This window comes from Mycobacterium sp. 852002-51613_SCH5001154, from assembly GCF_001667425.1.
GTDB lineage: Bacteria > Actinomycetota > Actinomycetes > Mycobacteriales > Mycobacteriaceae > Mycobacterium.
Window position 1 is genome coordinate 42,269 of the sequence record NZ_LZII01000062.1, and the last position, 15,894, is coordinate 58,162.

Consider the following 15,894-nt stretch of genomic DNA (forward strand, 5'->3'; position numbering starts at 1 on the left):
ATCACCTGTGTATGCCTGTCAGATTTCGGTTGCGTTACCTGGCAATTGCTTACGCATTGCCCACAGTGAGGCCACCCTCACACGCGGGCCAGCGCGCCTGCCGTCTCACCGTTCGCCGCCTCGGCGGGCAGCACCGGCCGCCGCACGTACACCATCCACGTGATGATCGCTGCCACGACGTAGGAGGCGAGGAACGCCAGGTATGCCGACGTCTCCGTGCCGGTAGCCAGGTAGGACTGGCGCAGCGCGAGGTTGATGCCCACGCCGCCGAGGGCGCCCACCGCGGAGCAGACGCCGATCAGCGATCCGGACTTGGCGCGCGCCCAGTGGCGCCGCTCGTCCTCGCCCGTCTCCAGGGCGCGGCTACGCGCCTCATATACCGAGGGGATGAGCTTGAACACCGAACCGTTGCCCATCCCGGACAGAATGAACAACACCATGAAGCCGACGACGTAGCCGATCATGCTGGTCGAGTGCGCCCCGGAATTGCGATCATCGAAAGTGCTTATGAAAACCAGCAATCCGGCGCCCAGGGTCATCCCGACGAGCACGCCGAGCGTCACCCGGCTGCCACCCCTGCGGTCGGCCAGCCGGCCACCGTAGATGCGCGCCAGCGAGCCCAGCAGCGGTCCGATGAAGGCCACCTGCGCGGCGTGCAGCGCCGCGTGCTTGGCGCTTTCGCCGTTGGCCAGGAAGTTGACCTGCATCACCTGACCGAAGGCGAAGGAGAAGCCGATCCAGGAGCCGAACGTGCAGATGTAGAGGAGGGAGATCACGTAGGTGTCGCGCTCGACCAGGATCGACCGCATCGTGTTCAGCTGCGTGCCGTGGCCGACGTTGTCCATGAACAGCACGGCCCCAATGCCCACGATCGCCAGCATCACCAGGTACACCGCGCACACCCAATACGGTGCCTCGTGCCCGGCCGTGGCGAGCACCAACAGCCCGACCAGCTGGATCACCGCCACCCCGAGGTTGCCGACACCGGCATTGACGGCCAGCGCCGAGCCTTTGAGCCGCTGCGGGTAAAAGGCGTTCACGTTGGCCAGCGAAGCCGCGTAGTTGCCGCCACCCAGCCCGGTCAGCGCGGCGCATACCACGAACGGCCACAGCGGCAGTCCGGGGTTGGCGAGCAACACGATGGTGCCGGCCGTCGGGATCAGCAGCACGAAGGCCGAGAAGGCGGTCCAGTTGCGACCACCGAACGTCGCGATGCCCAGGGTGTAGGGAATGCGGGCCAGCCCGCCGACCAGGGTGGCGACGGCGCCCAGCAGCAGCTTGTCGCCGGCGGAGAAGCCGTAGATGTGCGAAGGCATGAACAGTGCCATGACGGGCCACAGCGTCCAGATCGAGAAGGCGACGTGGTCGCCTGCGATGGTGCATAACAGATTGCGGCGCGCGATCTTCTTGTTGCCGGCCTCCCAGGCCGCCGTGTCTTCTGGATTCCAGTCCGCGATGTGGTGATTGCGGGCCATCCGATTGTCACCTTTCGTCGACTGCGATGTTTTCGGGGAACGGCACGGGGCGGTGCTCATTTCCGGTCGGCTGTCGGTGAATCCGATTGTGCGCCTTGGGATGGCGGGAGTACGCCACTCCGCACGGAGGCGTGCATAAGACTCCCTCTCGTCAGGACCCATTCAGCCGCACAACGGGAAGAGAAGTGGGCGCCCCGAATGAAGAGGGATGCCCCGCCGTGCATTTCGATGCTCACATTCGAGACGGAGTCGGGTCAACTCAATACGGCCCGAATCGCCTGTAAGTTGATTACCAGTTATCTGGTAAAACCCTGTAGGTGGCGAATACCGAAATGGCCACCCATTTCAAGTGATTCGGCTCGGCCGGGCGACTTTATGTGAGCTGGAATACATTCCGGCTAGGAAAACGGCAAGACCGCGACGCCGGACTGCGATTGGACGCCCGCCAGCACCCTCGGGCGCGACCAGTGCAGGCGCACCGACTGTCCGGGGCGCACCTGGGCGATTTTGTCGATGTCCTCGTCGACCACCACGCCCACCACCGGGTAGCCGCCGGTGACCGGGTGGTCGGGCCCGAGGATCACCGGTAAACCGTTGGGCGGCACCTGAATCGCGCCGCGGGTGGTCCCCTCGCTGGGCAGCTGGCGGTCCGGGTAGCAGTGCTGCAGGGGGCGGCCGACCAATCGCATTCCCACCCGATCGCTGCGATCGGATGCCACCCAATCGTTGTGCACCAGGGCATCGGGGTCGACGAACCAATCGTCGCGCGGCCCGGGCACCACCGCCAGCTCGACCATGTTGCCGGTGATCGCCGCCACCGGCGCCTGATCGAGTTCGGGGTAGTCCAGGGTGTGCTCACCGACCGGGAGCTGATCTCCCGCTCGCAGCGGCGACGGGCCGATGGCCGACATCACGTCGTAGCTGCGCGAGCCGAGCACGGGCTCCACGGCGATGCCGCCCCGCACCGCCAGGTACGTGCGCAGCCCGGCGCTCGGCGTGCCCAGGGCGATCGTTTGGCCGTCGCGGACGTGCTGGATGCTGTTGGTGCCGAACTTAATCCCGTTGACGGTCGGGTTGGCGTCTGCCCCTGTCACGGCGATGTCGATGTCGCCGCCCCGGACCCTGGCGGCGAAACCGCCGAGCGTCACTTCGACCGTGGCGCGGTCATCGGGGTTGGCCACCAGGCGGTTGGCCAACTGGTGTGCGCGGCGGTCGGCGGCCCCCGACCGGCTCACGCCGAGGTGGGCGAGTCCCGGCCGGCCCAGGTCCTGGACGACGGCGAGCGGTCCGGTGCGAAGGATCTCCAGGGTGCTCACGGCGATCTCCTTACCTCAGACGGCCCGGAACTGAACCCACATGCCCTGTGTCAGCAGCGCCGGCTCGGGCCGTTCGAGGTCCCACAGGACCGCGTCGGTGCGGCCGATCAGCTGCCAGCCACCGGGCGACTGGCGCGGGTATATCGCGCTGAACTCACCGGCCAGGCCGACCGAGCCGGCGGGCACCGAGGTGCGTGGCTCGGTGCGGCGCGGCACCCGAAGGCGCGCGTCGCCGTCGACCAGGTACGCGAAACCCGGGGCGAACCCGCTGAATCCGACCCGCCACAGCGAACCGGTGTGCGCGTCGATCACCTGCGCGATGCTCAGCCCGGTATGGCCGGCGACCTCCGCCAGGTCCGGGCCGTCGTATACGACGTCGATGACCACGTCGGCACGGCGTTCGGGCGCGGCGAGCTCCTCGGCGGCGACCCGCATCTTGCGCAGTCGCTGACGGATCACCCCTTGGCTGCGGGGGCCGTCCAGCTTCACCAGAACCGTGCGGGCGGCCGGCACGATGTCGACCACACCGGGCAGCGCCGCGGCGCGCAGATGCGCCGCCCACGCCAATACCTCGGCGGTGCTGCCGCATTGCAGCAGAAGCGCGTTGTCGCCGAAGTCCAGAACCGTGTTGCCGACCAGTTCCGTCGGCAGGTCCTTGGACACGTTGTCAATAAGGTCCGTCACGCTCATTACTCGACGGTAACCTCCCCATCGCCGAGCGGGCGAGGGGCGAGCCACGGATTTTCGAACACTGCCAGAGCTGCCTTAGCAAACGCTCAAACGCCGCTGGCGCGGCCGGGATCTAACCGAGGATTTTGCCGATTTGCGGGGGGAGCTGATCGGCGACCAAGGGGTAGCTCAGTGGCGAGGAAAAGGCGATCGCGCCGGCCTGCTCCTTGGTGGTGAAGATGTGCCGGTTCTGCGCGGTGGCCTGGGAGGCCGCTACGTCGGGGTCGGCGAGCAATGCCTTTTGGTCGTCGGGGTTCTCGGTTGTCCAGATGATTACATCGGCGGAATCGAGCACCGCCCTGATGTGATCGCGGGGGATGACGGCGCGGTGATCGGTGCCGAAAGGCTTGATGCTGTCGGCGATCACCAACCCCATCTGGTTCAGGAAGTCGGTGCGCCAGCCGGCCATGGTCGCGACGATGGTCCCCTGCCAGAGCGTGCCCTGCATCAGCAACGCCTTCTTGCCCGTCCAGGCCGGGTGTTCCTTGCCGACGGCGGTGAATTTCTGGTCGACGGCGTCGACCAGCGATTTCATCTGGTCGGCCTGGAACACCGCCTGTCCGATGGCGGTGGCCTGCTCCTTCCACGGTTCGAAGAAGGCGTCGCCGTCCGACTGCGGCACGGTCGGGGCGATCGCGGAAAGCTTCTGATAGGTGTCGGCGTCCACGCCCGCGTTGGTGGCCACGATCAAATCCGGTTTGAGGCCCGCGATCTGGTCGACCGGGATCCCGTTGTCGAGGTTCAGCACCACCGGCTGTGCCCCGCCGAGCCTGGGCTGGGCCCACGGCCACACCGCGAACGGCTGATCACCGAACCAGTAGGTCACCGCGATCGGCACCACGCCGACCGCGAGCAGGTCGTCCTGCTCGGTGTAGCCGGCACTGACCACGCGCTTGGGCGGCTCCTTGATGACGGTCTCACCGAACAGGTGATTGATGGTCACCGATTTGCCGCCGGGGGCACCCGACGACGGTTTGCCCGACGAGCATGCCGCCGGAGCACCGGCGACCGCGGCGACCGTCGCAGCCCCCGCGAGCTGCAAGAATCCCCGTCGATTCCAACCCTGGCGCATCGCGTGAGATTATCGCGTTCCCTGCCCGCCAGGGCATCGCCGCGCGGTTGCGCGCTCAGTCCAGCGGCATGCCGGCGTCCAGGAAGTCCAGCGCCCGATAGACGGTGTCGGCCGTTTGCGGCGCGCTGTCGAACGCCGCCATCATGGCCCCGACCATCGCGCCGACGTACACGCGGACTTCGAAATCGGTTGCGCCACGGCCGATCCGGCGACCGATGGCCTCCGCCATGACGTTCACGGTGCGGTAGTACTCGTCGTAGAGGGCGGCCTTGAGCTCGGGTATCGAGAAGATCAGCCGCTGCCGGGTGTTCTCGAACTCCAACTGCTCGGGTGACAGGCCGGCCATCGTCGTGGCGTAGGCGCGGCGGATGGCTTGGCTCGGCGACAGCTCGGGCGGCTGGGCGTCGAACGCGGCCATTATCAGCGGATCGAGGTCGTCGGCCAGCAGCAGCGACTCCTTGGACGGGAAATAGCGGAAGAAGGTGCTGGGTGACACATCGGCGGCGTCGGCGATCTGTTCGACGGTGGTGGCGCCGTAGCCGTTGGCGTCGAACAGCCGGAACGCCTCGCGGCGCAGGGCATGGCGGGTCTTGATCTTCTTGCGTTCCCGCAGCCCCAGGGGCTGGTCAGTCGCCGGCATGTGGCGATTCTCCCGCATTCTGGGTGCGAAAAGTTCTGACAGAGGCTCGAAGGCCACTGCGAGATCCACGTATCTCCGGCGTAACTGTGGCCACGCGGCCCGGTAACAGTCCTTTCCTAACGTCGGGGCGTGACTACGACGACTTCTGAAGAGCCGATCGCTCCGGTCCTTGCGCCCGCGCCTGAGCGCCCGCCGCACCGGGGCGGGCACTGGATCGACGACTGGCGGCCCGAAGACCCCGCATTCTGGGAGACCACCGGCAAACCGATCGCCCGCCGCAACCTGATCTTCTCGATCTTCGCCGAGCACGTCGGCTTCAGCGTCTGGATGTTGTGGAGCATCGTGGTGGTCCAGATGACCGCCGGCCCCCACGGGCATCCGTCCGCGTCCGGCTGGGCGCTGACCGCCAGCCAGGCGCTGTGCCTGGTCGCCGTCCCGAGCGGCGTCGGCGCCTTCCTACGCCTGCCCTACACCTTCGCGGTCCCCCTGTTCGGCGGCCGCAACTGGACGACCATCTCGGCGGCATTGTTGCTGATCCCGTGCGTGCTGCTGGCCTGGGCGGTCAGCCATCCCGGCCTCTCGTTCACCGTCCTGGTGGCGATCGCCGCGACCGCCGGCTTCGGTGGCGGCAACTTCGCCTCGTCGATGGCCAACATCTCGTTCTTCTACCCGGAGAAGGACAAGGGCTGGGCGCTGGGCCTCAACGCGGCCGGCGGCAACGTCGGCGTCGCGGTGGTGCAGAAGATCATCCCGCCTATCGTCGTCGCCGGCGGCGGGGTGGCGCTGGCGCGCGCCGGTCTGTTCTACGTGCCGCTGGCCGTGGTGGCCGCGGTGTGCGCATTCGTCTTCATGAACAACCTGTCCGAGGCGAAGGCCGACGTGCGGCCGGTCTGGCAGTCGCTGCGGCATCCCGACACCTGGGTCATGTCGCTGCTCTACATCGGCACATTCGGATCATTCATCGGCTACTCGGCGGCCTTTCCGACCCTGCTCAAGACGGTGTTCGGCCGCGGCGACATCGCGTTGACCTGGGCGTTCCTCGGCGCGGCGATCGGCTCGGTCATCCGGCCCCTAGGCGGCAAGCTGGCCGACCGGATCGGCGGCGCGCGGATCACCGCGGTCAGCTTCGTCATGCTCGCCGCGGGCGCCGCGGCGGCGCTGTGGTCGGTCAACGCCAAGAATCTGCCGCTGTTCTTCGCCAGCTTCATGTTCTTGTTCGTCGCGACCGGCATCGGCAACGGCTCGACCTATCGGATGATCTCGAGGATCTTCGTGATCAAGGGGCAGCTCGCCGGCGGCGATCCCGACACCATGGCGCACATGCGTCGCCAGGCCGCTGGCGCGCTGGGCGTGATCTCGTCGATCGGCGCCTTCGGCGGGTTCGTCGTGCCGCTGGCGTACGCCTGGTCGAAATCGCAATTCGGCAGCATCGAGCCCGCACTGCGGTTCTACGTGGGCTTCTTCCTGGCCTTACTGGTGGTCACCTGGTACTGCTACCTGCGCAAGGGCAACGCCTACCACACGCAGGCGGGGGCCGGGGTGTAGCCGCCCGCCCTCAGCTCGACGGCTTCTGCTTGCCCCCGTAACCTTCCCAGGGGCTGTAGTCGGCGATCAGCTCCTCCTGCGGAGGTCGCTGGTCGGCCGGCACATGCTGCAGGTTGACCCGAATGCGATACCAGATCGAACTCGGCCCGCGCATGCCGTCGACCAATACGTCGACCGGTTGCAGCAGGCGAGACACGTCCGGGTGGCGGTCGCGCCAGGTGTCCAGCGCGGCCAGCGCCTCGTCCTTGGTCTTGGTGCGGGCGATCTCGATAAGCGGCATCACCGACCGGCGTCGGCCGTCGGCCGTGCCGGATCCCTTCGGCGCGCGCTCCGGGGGTCCCATCTCCTCGGCCAGCACCAGCAGCCGGTCGAGCTCACCGACCGCGTCGTCCATGCCCTCCCACGGGTCACCCATCGCGGCGAACCGGCCGGGCACGGTGTCGATGGTGAACTCCTCGGGAAGGCGTTCGGTGACTTCGTCCCACAACAGCGGCGTCGACACCCGGGCGTCCGGCGTCGCCCGCACCGAGTACGCGGACGCGACCGTGCGGTCCTTGGCGTTCTGGTTGAAGTCGACGAACACCCCCTCGCGTTCTTCCTTCCACCATCGGCTGGTCGCCGCGTCGGGCACCCGCCGCTCGACCTCGCGGGCCACGGTCTGGGCGGCCAGCCGCACCTGCCGGAACTCCCAGCGCGGGGCGATCCGCGCGTAGATGTGAAAACCGCGGCTCCCGGAGGTCTTCGGCCACGCGGTCAGGCCGTAGTCCTCCAGCACCTCGCGGGCCACCAGCGCGACGTCGACGATCCGCCGCCAGGAGACCCCGGGCATCGGATCCAGGTCGACCCGCAGTTCGTCGGGATGGTCGAGGTCGCCGGCCAGCACCGGGTGCGGGTTGAGGTCGACACAGCCCAGGTTGATCGCCCACGCCAGTCCGGCGGCGTCATGGATGACTGCCTCGGCGGCCGACGTGCCGCGCGCGTAGTGCAGTTCGGCGACGTCGACCCAGTCGGGCCGGTTCTTCGGCGCGCGCTTCTGGAACACCGCCTCCTCGGAGATGCCCTTGACGAAGCGCTTCAGGATCATCGGCCGGCCGGCCGCGCCGCGCAGCGCGCCCTCGGCCACGGACAGGTAGTAACGGACCAGGTCAAGTTTGGTGTGCGGCCCCATGCCGCCGTGGGCTTCGAACACCACTTTGTCCGGGTGGGTGATGGTGACTTGGCGCCCATCCATATCCAGCGAAACCGGACCCATGTTCATCATCGTAAGTCGGTGGGTACTTACCCCTCGGAATGCGACGGACGTCACATAGGGTGGATCCATGCCTAATCTGATTGGCCTGCCTGGGCAGGCGGTTGCCAAGGTTCAGCAGTATCTGGAACGCGGCTCGGCTGAATTGCACTACGTGCGCAAGATCTTCGAGGCGGGCGCCTTCCGGCTGGAGCCGCCGCAGAACTATGCCGCGATGGCCAACGACATCTACAAGTGGGGCGAGTTCGGCATGCTGCCGTCGCTCAACGCCCGACGCCATCCCGACCGCGCCGCGTGCATCGACGAAGAGGGCGAGTTCACCTTCAAAGAGCTGGACGACGCCGCCCACGCGGTGGCCAACGGGCTGCTCGAGATGGGTGTCAAGGGCGGTGACGGGGTGGCGATCCTGGCGCGCAACACCCGCTGGTTCCTCATCGCCTACTTCGGCGCCGCCCGGGTCGGCGCCCGCATCATCCTGCTCAACAGCGAGTTCTCCGGCCCGCAGATCAAAGAGGTGGCCGAACGCGAGGGCGCCAAGCTGATCATTTACGACGACGAGTACACCAAGGCCGTCAGCAAGGCCGAGCCGGAACTGGGCTTCCTGCGCGCGCTGGGCACCAACCCCGACGCGGACGAGCCGTCGGGCAGCAAGGACGAGACGCTGGCCGACCTGATCGAGCGCAGCAACAACTCACCCGCCCCGAAGGCGACAAAGCACTCGTCGATCATAATCCTGACCAGCGGCACCACCGGCACGCCGAAGGGGGCGAACCGCAGCACCCCTCCGACGCTGGCACCCATCGGGGGCATCCTGTCCCACGTCCCGTTCAAGGCCAACGAGGTGACCTCGCTGCCCGCCCCGATGTTCCACGCGCTGGGCTTTCTGCACGGCACCATCGCGATGTTCCTGGGCTCGACCCTGGTGCTGCGCCGCAAGTTCAAGCCGCCGCACGTGCTCGAAGACATCGAGAAGTACAAGGTGACCGCCATGGTGGTGGTGCCGGTGATGCTGTCGCGGATTCTCGACGCGGTCGAGAAGATGGACTCCAAGCCCGACCTGTCCAGCCTGAAGATCGTGTTCATCTCCGGGTCGCAGCTGGGCGCCGAGCTGGCCAGCCGCGCGCTCAAGGATCTCGGCCCGGTCATCTACAACATGTACGGCTCGACCGAGATCGCGTTCGCCACCATCGCCGGACCGCAGGACCTGGAGCGCAACGCGGCGACCGTCGGCCCGGTGGTCAAGGGCGTGAAGGTCAAGATCCTCGACGACAACGGCAAGGAGAAGCCTCAGGGCGAGGTCGGCCGGATCTTCGTCGGTAACGCGTTCCCCTTCGAGGGCTACACCGGCGGCGGCCACAAGCAGATCATCGACGGCCTCATGTCATCCGGTGACGTCGGCTATTTCGACGAGCACGGCCTGCTGTACGTCAGCGGCCGGGACGACGAGATGATCGTCTCCGGCGGAGAGAACGTTTTCCCAGCCGAGGTCGAGGACCTGATCAGCGGGCACCCCGAGGTGGTGGAGGCGACGGCCATCGGCGTCGAGGACAAGGAATGGGGCCATCGGCTGCGCGCCTTCGTCGTGAAGAAGGACGGCTCCGACGTCGACGAGGACAGCATCAAGCACTACGTTCGCGACCACCTGGCCCGCTACAAGGTGCCGCGTGAGGTGGTCTTCCTGGACGAGTTGCCGCGTAACCCGACGGGCAAGATCCTCAAGCGCGAGTTGCGTGAGATGGAGGTCGACTAGCCGCTGTCCCCGTCGGGGTCAGCGCCGGTCTTTGATGGCGCGGGTGATCTGCGCCGCGAGTTTGGGGTCGACCAGAAGTTGGTCGATGAGCGCGGTGAGCACCTCTTGTCCGGTCACCCGGGCAACGCCCAGGCGATCGGCGGCCTCGCGCTGCCAGATGTCGAGGGCGCGGTGGGTGGCCGCCGGGAGGTCTACGGTGCGGCGTGTCCGCTGACCCCGGCTCGCCTGGTTGACCGCCGGCTGGCTGACGATCCGGTGGGCGCCCTGCTGCCCGAGCCCGGTGAGGCGCTCGGTCGGCGCGGCGTCTCCTGCCGGTGTGGCCGACGGCCCGGTTCCCCGGAACGTTCCGGCGCCCGGCCCGATGTGGCTGGGGTTGAAGTTCACAGCGGCGGTCGTCCTCCGGGTGAGTGGGCCAATCAGTAAATCAGCATTGGGTCTGACAATACTGATTCTTCCACCGACGGCGGCGTAAGTCGCGTCGCCGGGCCGCGGGCTGGCCGCGCCCGCGGGAAGTGCCGCATCAGCGGTTTCCCGCAGCAAATTTTCGAAGATTGCTCACCGACGCGTCGGTGACGGCCGGGAATTTCGCTCAAAAGTCAGAGGACGGCGTGGTTTATCGCCCTAATTCAGGGAATCCGCTGATGCGTAAGTATGCAAACCAGTATGTCAGTAGATCGCCTCTAAACAGGGTAAACCCGGAGGCTGCACGATTCAGTAGCTGTCCATATCCTGATTTATGAAGATCATTAATTCCGCCAAAACCGGCCCACGCAAATCCGTTAAGCCCATTTGTTACATAATTCACAGCGCCATCTTTGTGTAGCAACGTTGTTTGCCGGGAAAGTTGTAGCTAACGTTTTGTTTTGTCGGCATCAGGTCCTGGAAGGAGGGGTTGCGATGACGATTTCTGCACGATCGTTACGCGGCGCCGCCGTGGGCGCGGCGGGTGCCTCCGCGGTGGCGGGAGCGCTGCTGTTCGGCGCCGGCCCCGCCGCGCAGGCGGCCCCGGTACCAGGACCCGACACCAGCTTCACCACCGCCGGTCCGCACGGTACGCCCGGCGGACCCGGCATCATTCCCGACCGTCCAGGCGGGGGTCATGGCGGTCATGGATGGGGCGGCCACGGATGGGGCGGCGGAGGCCACCCCGGTTGGGGTTCGGGCAACCGCGGATTCTGGGCCCCCGGGCACTGGTGGAACTGGTGGTGGTGAACCACCTCCCCGTGGCAACCGGTCAACCTCGACGTGCCGATCCATTTCCAGGTTGACCGGCCCACGGGATGGGGGGGAACCATGCCGGCCTGACCACCCCTCAGGTCGGCATGGCCCTCTCTCCCCGGGCCAAATCGGAAGCGGCGGTTAGGGATCGCGGGGGAGGCCGAGCAGCCGCTCGGCGATGATGTTCAGCTGCACCTCCGAGGTACCGCCGTAGATCGTCGTGGCCCGGCTCGCCAACAGGTATTCGCCCCATTTGCCGGGTAGCTCGCCGGTGTCGCCGATGGCGGCGTCGGTGCCGAACGAGGACACCGCGAACTCCGCGTACCCCTGGCCGGTCCGCATCGAAAGCAGCTTCGAGATGGCCGCGGACGGCATGGCATCCCCGCCGGCCAGAGTCAACAGGGTGGAGCGCAAGTTCAGCACCTTGGCGGCGTGGCCCTCGGCGATCAACTGACCCGCTCGGTGTTGTGCCACCGGGTCGAATTGCCCGTCGCGAACGAACTCGACGAACTGGCCCAGAGTGGCCAGGAAGTTCGCCTCGCTGCTGCCGATCGAAACCCGTTCCGCGGTAAGGGTATTGCGGCTGACCTCCCAGCCACGGTTCACCTCGCCCAGCACGCACTCGTCGGGCACGAACACGTCGTCGATGTAGACGGTGTTGAACATCGCGTTCCCGGTGAGCTCGCGCAGCGGCTTCACCTCGACACCCTCACTCTTCATGTCCAGCAGGAAATAGGTGATGCCGTTGTGCTTCGGGGCGCTGGTGTCCGTTCTCGCCAGCAGGGCGCCCCACTGGGAGAGCTGCGCCGCCGTGGTCCAGATCTTCTGGCCGGTGATGCGCCAGCCGCCGTCCGTTCGGGTGGCCTTGGTGCTCAGCCCGGCCAGGTCCGATCCCGCGCCCGGCTCGGAGAACAGCTGACACCAGATCATGTCCCCGCGGAAGGTCGGTGGCAGGAACCGCTGTTTCTGCTCCTCGGTCCCGAAGGCGACGATCGACGGGATGATCCACGTCGCGATGCCCATCGGCGGGCGCTTGACCCGGCCGGCGGTGAATTCCTGGGCGATGATGATCTGCTCGACCGGACCGGCCGCGCGGCCCCACGGTTTCGGCAGGTGCGGCAGCGTCCAGCCACCTTCGGCGATGGCGACCTTGCGCTCGGCACGCTCCATCGCCTTGAGCGCGTCGACTTCGGCCCGGATCTCCTCGCGCAGTTTCTCGGTGTCGGGGTCGAGGTCGATGTCGACCGCCCGCAGGCCGGTGCTGGTGGCGGTGTGCACCACCTTCTGCGGGTACTCCGAATTGCGGCCGAACGAGGCGGCCAGCATCAGCGCCCGGCGGTAATACACGTTGGTGTCGTGCTCCCAGGTGAAGCCGATCCCACCGTGCACCTGGATGCAATCCTGCGCGCACCGTTGCGCGGCGGCCGGCGCCAGCGTCGCCGCGACGGCGGCTGCGAACTCGACGTGGGAACCGGTGAGGTCCCAACCGTTCTCGCGCGCTTCGTCGATGGCGCGGGCGGCGTCCCACACCGCCGCGGTGGCGCGCTCGGTGTCGGCGATCATCTCCGCGCACTTGTGTTTGATGGCCTGGAACTGGCCGATCGGCCTGCCGAACTGCTCGCGGATCTTGGCGTATTGCGACGCCGTGTCGGTGGCCCAGCGCGCCACCCCGATCGCCTCGGCGGACAGCAGCGTCGTCATCAGCGCGTGCGCTGTCGCCATGCTCAGGTTGCACAACGCGGCGTCGGCCCCAACCTCGACGGCGTTGGCCCGAACATGGGCGAGGGGCCGTAGCGGGTCAAGGCTTTTCACGGGCTCGATCTCGAGCTCCTCCGCGCGCAGCACCACCCATTCCTCGCCGCTGTCGATCGCGACCGGGAGCACCAGCACCGAGGCCTGCGCTGCCGCCGGAACCGCGCGGACCTCGCCGCGGAGCACGAGCACGTCGTCATTCGGGCCCTGGCGGGTGGCGGTCAACCCGCAACAGTCCATCGCGTAGGCGGCGATGGCGGCGCCGGACGCCAGCTCGGAGAGCACCTTGGCGTGCGGGTCGTTGGCGGAAATCAGTGCGCTGGCGATCGCCGACGGCACGAAGGGGCCGGGCACCGCGCCGTAGCCGAACTCGGCCAGCACGACGGCCAACTCGAGGATGCCGAAACCCTGCCCGCCCACGGACTCGGCCAGATGCAGACCCTGCAGGCCTTGTTCGGCCGCGGCCCGCCAGTACGGCGGGGGATTCTCGATCGGTGTCTCCATTGCCGCGTGCAATGTCTCGGACGGCGCGATGCGCGCCACCAACGACCGCACCGAATCGGCCAGGTCTTGATGCTCAGGAGTGATAGCGATCGGCATTGGTCGCCTTCCCATGCTTTAGGGTTCCGCCTTGGCCAGGCACCCTCCAAACTAACAACCGGTCGGTTGGTTGACCACAGGGGTTACCGGGCGTGCCGGCGCGCCTCGGTGTCCGCGGCGAGCTCTTCAGTGAAACCGCTTGGCGATCCACTTCGCGATGATGTCGGCCTGCTCCCCGCGAGCGCCCGGGGTGGTGAAGTAGTGGTCGGTGTCGATCGACGATTGCGTCTTGTCGGGGCCGGCGAGCGCGACGAAAATCCGTTGGGCGTCGGACGGAAAGACGCCGGTATCGGCCTCGGCGTTGATCACCAGGGCGGGGCAGGTGATCCGGGCGAGATGCGGTTCGGCCCTGGTCTGCGCCACCCGCAGGCTCCACATGCCCAGCCAGTTGCGCAGGGTGCAGGCCGCGGCGATGCCGTGCGCCGACCGGTTCGCCTTGGCCGGAACGCCGGCATAACACATGTTCGGTTGACGCCCGGTGGGCTCGATGCTGGCGTCGACCATGCGGGGATCGGCCCAGGTGCGCATGACGCTGAAGGGGCGGTCGGAAAACCCCGCTGCGCGAACGCGTTTGAGTTCCTGCTCCGCCCAGTCGGTGATCGCATGGTTGCGCGCGGTCTGCGCCCGGCGGTAGCGGGTGAGGAACTCCGGTGAATACGGCGGCCCGTTTCGCTCGTTGAACAGGTCGAGGTCGGCGTCGGTGGCGACGGGGTCGTTCTCGTCGACGACGGCACCATCCATCCAGGCCGTCAAGACGTCGGGTCGCCCGGGATGGGCGGCGGTGGCCACGTAGGCGTCGGCGGCCGGCAACTCGTTGAGGCCCGCGGCCGGACGCATTCCGTCCAGCGGGGTCACGTTCGGCTCCACGGCCTGCGACTGATATGCGGCCATCAACGAGCCACCGCCTGAGTTGCCGAGCAGCACAACGGTTTCCACTCCCTGCACCTCGCGCAGCCAGCGCACACCGACGCCGATGTCGACCAGCGCGTGGTCGAGCAGGAAGCTGCTTTCGAAGCCGCGAAACCTGGTGTTCCAGCCTAGAAATCCGACACCGCGGGTGGCCATGTAGTCGGCGAGGTAGTGCTCGGAGAAGTCGATCTGGTAGTGCGTGGCGATCATCGCCACCTTGGGCTTGCGTCCCACCCCGCGGTGGTACAGCCCCTGGCAAGGATGGCCGCCCGCGCCGGCGCGGCCGGCGGTGGGCGACGGCAGGCCGACAAACTCGCGGATCACCCCGGCGGCGGCGTTAGGAGTCATTTACCGGCCCTGTTGGCATTGGACATCTCGTTGAAACTTCAGGCCGATGTTAGATTCAGAATTACAACTTGGCCAGGACTTCAAGCCGGGGACCGAGGGGAGCCGCGCGATGATCAAGCCGCATAACACCAACACGGAATTCGAACTCGGCGGGATCAACCACGTCGCGCTGGTCTGCTCGGATATGGCTCGGACCGTGGACTTCTACACCAACGTCCTCGGCATGCCGTTGATCAAGTCGCTCGACCTGCCCGGGGGCGCGGGCCAGCACTTCTTCTTCGACGCCGGCAACGGCGACTGCGTCGCATTCTTCTGGTTCGCCGATGCCCCCGACCGGGTGCCGGGCATCTCGTCGCCGGGTGCGATCCCCGGTATCGGCGACATCACCAGCGCGGTCAGCACCATGAACCATCTCGCATTCCACGTGCCGGCCGAGAAGTTCGACGCCTACCGCCAGCGGCTCAAGGACAAAGGGGTGCGCGTCGGCCCGGTGCTCAACCATGACGAGAGCCCGATGCAAGTGTCCGCGATGGTGCATCCCGGGGTGTACGTGCGGTCGTTCTACTTCCAGGACCCCGATGGCATCACCCTCGAATTCGCATGCTGGGTCAAAGAATTTGATGCCACCGATGCTCAGGCCGTGCCCAAGACCGCTGCGGACCGCCGACCTCCGGTGGTCGCCGGCCGCCCGTGACCGACGGCATTCTGTCCGACGCTCAGATCGCGGCGCTCACGCCCCAGCAGCGACGGCAGCTCATTTCCCGGCTCGAGCAGCCCGTGGGCGAATTGATCGACCCGGCGCTGCTGGTCAGGGTGCGGCGCATCCGGTTGAGTCTGATGGTGGGTGGTTCGATGGCGATGGTTCCCTGGCTGGGGTACCTCTCGGTCACGTTGCCGGAGAACTATGTTGCCCACAACTGGCCCGTGACGTGGGTGGGCTTCGACATTCTGCTGGTCGGATTCATGCTGGCGACAGCGGTACTCGGGTATCTGCGCCGCCAGCTACTGGTGCCGGCCGCGTTCACCACCGGCGTGTTGCTGATTTGCGACGCCTGGTTCGACCTGATGACGGCGGGGCCCAAGGATGTCTGGGTGTCGGTGACCACCGCGCTACTGGTCGAAGTGCCGCTGGCGGTGTTCCTGATCTTCAGTGCGCAGCGGCTGATGCGGCTCACGATGATGCGGTTGTGGCTGCTGGACCCCGGCATGCGGCTGTGGCAGCTGCCGCTGTTTCCCTGAGGCGGCGGGGATTTCGTTCGGCGCGCCAGCCTAAAGCGCCGGACCTGCGCTT

The 15,894-nt window shown here is 67.1% G+C and carries 14 protein-coding genes; 5 read left to right on the plus strand and 9 right to left on the minus strand.

Annotated elements, in window-relative coordinates; translation table 11 throughout:
• Positions 1-77 precede the first annotated feature (77 nt).
• From A5750_RS17100 to A5750_RS17120, 5 genes are all read right to left on the minus strand, one after another.
• Positions 78-1,475: an MFS transporter gene (locus A5750_RS17100; RefSeq protein WP_066947333.1), complete on the minus strand. Its 1,398-nt coding sequence runs from the start codon at positions 1,473-1,475 to the stop codon at positions 78-80.
• Between the two features lie 398 nt (positions 1,476-1,873).
• Positions 1,874-2,791 (minus strand): 5-oxoprolinase/urea amidolyase family protein, encoded by a 918-nt coding sequence (locus A5750_RS17105; RefSeq protein WP_066947336.1) that lies wholly within the window; start codon positions 2,789-2,791, stop codon positions 1,874-1,876.
• A gap of 15 nt (positions 2,792-2,806) precedes the next feature.
• Positions 2,807-3,481 (minus strand): allophanate hydrolase subunit 1, encoded by a 675-nt coding sequence (locus A5750_RS17110; RefSeq protein ID WP_066947339.1) that lies wholly within the window; start codon positions 3,479-3,481, stop codon positions 2,807-2,809.
• A 112-nt stretch (positions 3,482-3,593) separates the two neighbouring features.
• Positions 3,594-4,592, minus strand: coding sequence for an ABC transporter substrate-binding protein (locus tag A5750_RS17115; RefSeq protein ID WP_067264380.1), 999 nt, complete (start codon positions 4,590-4,592; stop codon positions 3,594-3,596).
• A gap of 55 nt (positions 4,593-4,647) precedes the next feature.
• Complete coding sequence (locus A5750_RS17120; RefSeq protein WP_066947346.1) at positions 4,648-5,232, minus strand: TetR family transcriptional regulator; 585 nt, start codon at positions 5,230-5,232, stop codon at positions 4,648-4,650.
• Positions 5,233-5,388: 156 nt separating this feature from the next.
• Between A5750_RS17120 and A5750_RS17125 the strand changes: the two genes are divergently transcribed.
• Complete coding sequence (locus A5750_RS17125; RefSeq protein ID WP_156659213.1) at positions 5,389-6,777, plus strand: NarK family nitrate/nitrite MFS transporter; 1,389 nt, start codon at positions 5,389-5,391, stop codon at positions 6,775-6,777.
• 10 nt (positions 6,778-6,787) lie between these two features.
• On the opposite strand, the gene A5750_RS17130 is transcribed toward A5750_RS17125, so the two are convergent.
• Positions 6,788-8,038 carry a DNA polymerase domain-containing protein gene (locus A5750_RS17130; protein ID WP_067264383.1) on the minus strand — a complete coding sequence of 417 codons (1,251 nt, stop codon included), beginning with the start codon at positions 8,036-8,038 and terminating at the stop codon, positions 6,788-6,790.
• 58 nt (positions 8,039-8,096) lie between these two features.
• Between A5750_RS17130 and fadD2 the strand changes: the two genes are divergently transcribed.
• A complete protein-coding gene (gene fadD2, locus A5750_RS17135) occupies positions 8,097-9,776 on the plus strand; it encodes a long-chain-fatty-acid--CoA ligase FadD2 (protein WP_067264386.1) in 1,680 nt (559 codons plus the stop codon).
• Positions 9,777-9,794: 18 nt separating this feature from the next.
• Here fadD2 and A5750_RS17140 read toward each other — a convergent pair whose 3' ends face one another.
• Positions 9,795-10,160 (minus strand): ATPase, encoded by a 366-nt coding sequence (locus tag A5750_RS17140; RefSeq protein WP_067264389.1) that lies wholly within the window; start codon positions 10,158-10,160, stop codon positions 9,795-9,797.
• 513 nt (positions 10,161-10,673) lie between these two features.
• Between A5750_RS17140 and A5750_RS25910 the strand changes: the two genes are divergently transcribed.
• A complete protein-coding gene (locus A5750_RS25910) occupies positions 10,674-10,988 on the plus strand; it encodes a hypothetical protein (protein WP_156659206.1) in 315 nt (104 codons plus the stop codon).
• A gap of 147 nt (positions 10,989-11,135) precedes the next feature.
• Here A5750_RS25910 and A5750_RS17145 read toward each other — a convergent pair whose 3' ends face one another.
• Together A5750_RS17145 and A5750_RS17150 are read right to left on the minus strand one after the other, a co-directional pair.
• Complete coding sequence (locus A5750_RS17145; protein WP_067264395.1) at positions 11,136-13,346, minus strand: acyl-CoA dehydrogenase; 2,211 nt, start codon at positions 13,344-13,346, stop codon at positions 11,136-11,138.
• A gap of 126 nt (positions 13,347-13,472) precedes the next feature.
• Positions 13,473-14,603: an alpha/beta hydrolase gene (locus tag A5750_RS17150; protein WP_066947365.1), complete on the minus strand. Its 1,131-nt coding sequence runs from the start codon at positions 14,601-14,603 to the stop codon at positions 13,473-13,475.
• A 109-nt stretch (positions 14,604-14,712) separates the two neighbouring features.
• On the opposite strand from A5750_RS17150, the gene A5750_RS17155 reads away from it, so the two are divergent.
• Together A5750_RS17155 and A5750_RS17160 are read left to right on the plus strand one after the other, a co-directional pair.
• Positions 14,713-15,297, plus strand: a complete 585-nt coding sequence (locus A5750_RS17155) for a VOC family protein (protein ID WP_067264404.1) — start codon at positions 14,713-14,715, stop codon at positions 15,295-15,297.
• On the plus strand, positions 15,294-15,842 hold the full coding sequence (locus A5750_RS17160) for a hypothetical protein (protein WP_067264406.1): 549 nt from the start codon (positions 15,294-15,296) through the stop codon (positions 15,840-15,842). The genes A5750_RS17155 and A5750_RS17160 overlap by 4 nt, the downstream gene beginning before the upstream one ends.
• Positions 15,843-15,894 lie beyond the last annotated feature (52 nt).

Bases quoted from the DNA above. Each gene is read 5' to 3' on its own strand.
- A5750_RS17100 (WP_066947333.1), bottom strand. From the start codon at position 1,475: ATGGCCCGCAATCACCACATCGCGGACTGGAATCCAGAAGACACGGCG.
- A5750_RS17110 (WP_066947339.1), bottom strand. From the start codon at position 3,481: ATGAGCGTGACGGACCTTATTGACAACGTGTCCAAGGACCTGCCGACG.
- A5750_RS17115 (WP_067264380.1), bottom strand. From the start codon at position 4,592: ATGCGCCAGGGTTGGAATCGACGGGGATTCTTGCAGCTCGCGGGGGCT.
- A5750_RS17120 (WP_066947346.1), bottom strand. From the start codon at position 5,232: ATGCCGGCGACTGACCAGCCCCTGGGGCTGCGGGAACGCAAGAAGATC.
- A5750_RS17130 (WP_067264383.1), bottom strand. From the start codon at position 8,038: ATGATGAACATGGGTCCGGTTTCGCTGGATATGGATGGGCGCCAAGTC.
- fadD2 (WP_067264386.1), top strand. From the start codon at position 8,097: ATGCCTAATCTGATTGGCCTGCCTGGGCAGGCGGTTGCCAAGGTTCAG.
- A5750_RS25910 (WP_156659206.1), top strand. From the start codon at position 10,674: ATGACGATTTCTGCACGATCGTTACGCGGCGCCGCCGTGGGCGCGGCG.
- A5750_RS17145 (WP_067264395.1), bottom strand. From the start codon at position 13,346: ATGCCGATCGCTATCACTCCTGAGCATCAAGACCTGGCCGATTCGGTG.
- A5750_RS17150 (WP_066947365.1), bottom strand. From the start codon at position 14,603: ATGACTCCTAACGCCGCCGCCGGGGTGATCCGCGAGTTTGTCGGCCTG.
- A5750_RS17155 (WP_067264404.1), top strand. From the start codon at position 14,713: ATGATCAAGCCGCATAACACCAACACGGAATTCGAACTCGGCGGGATC.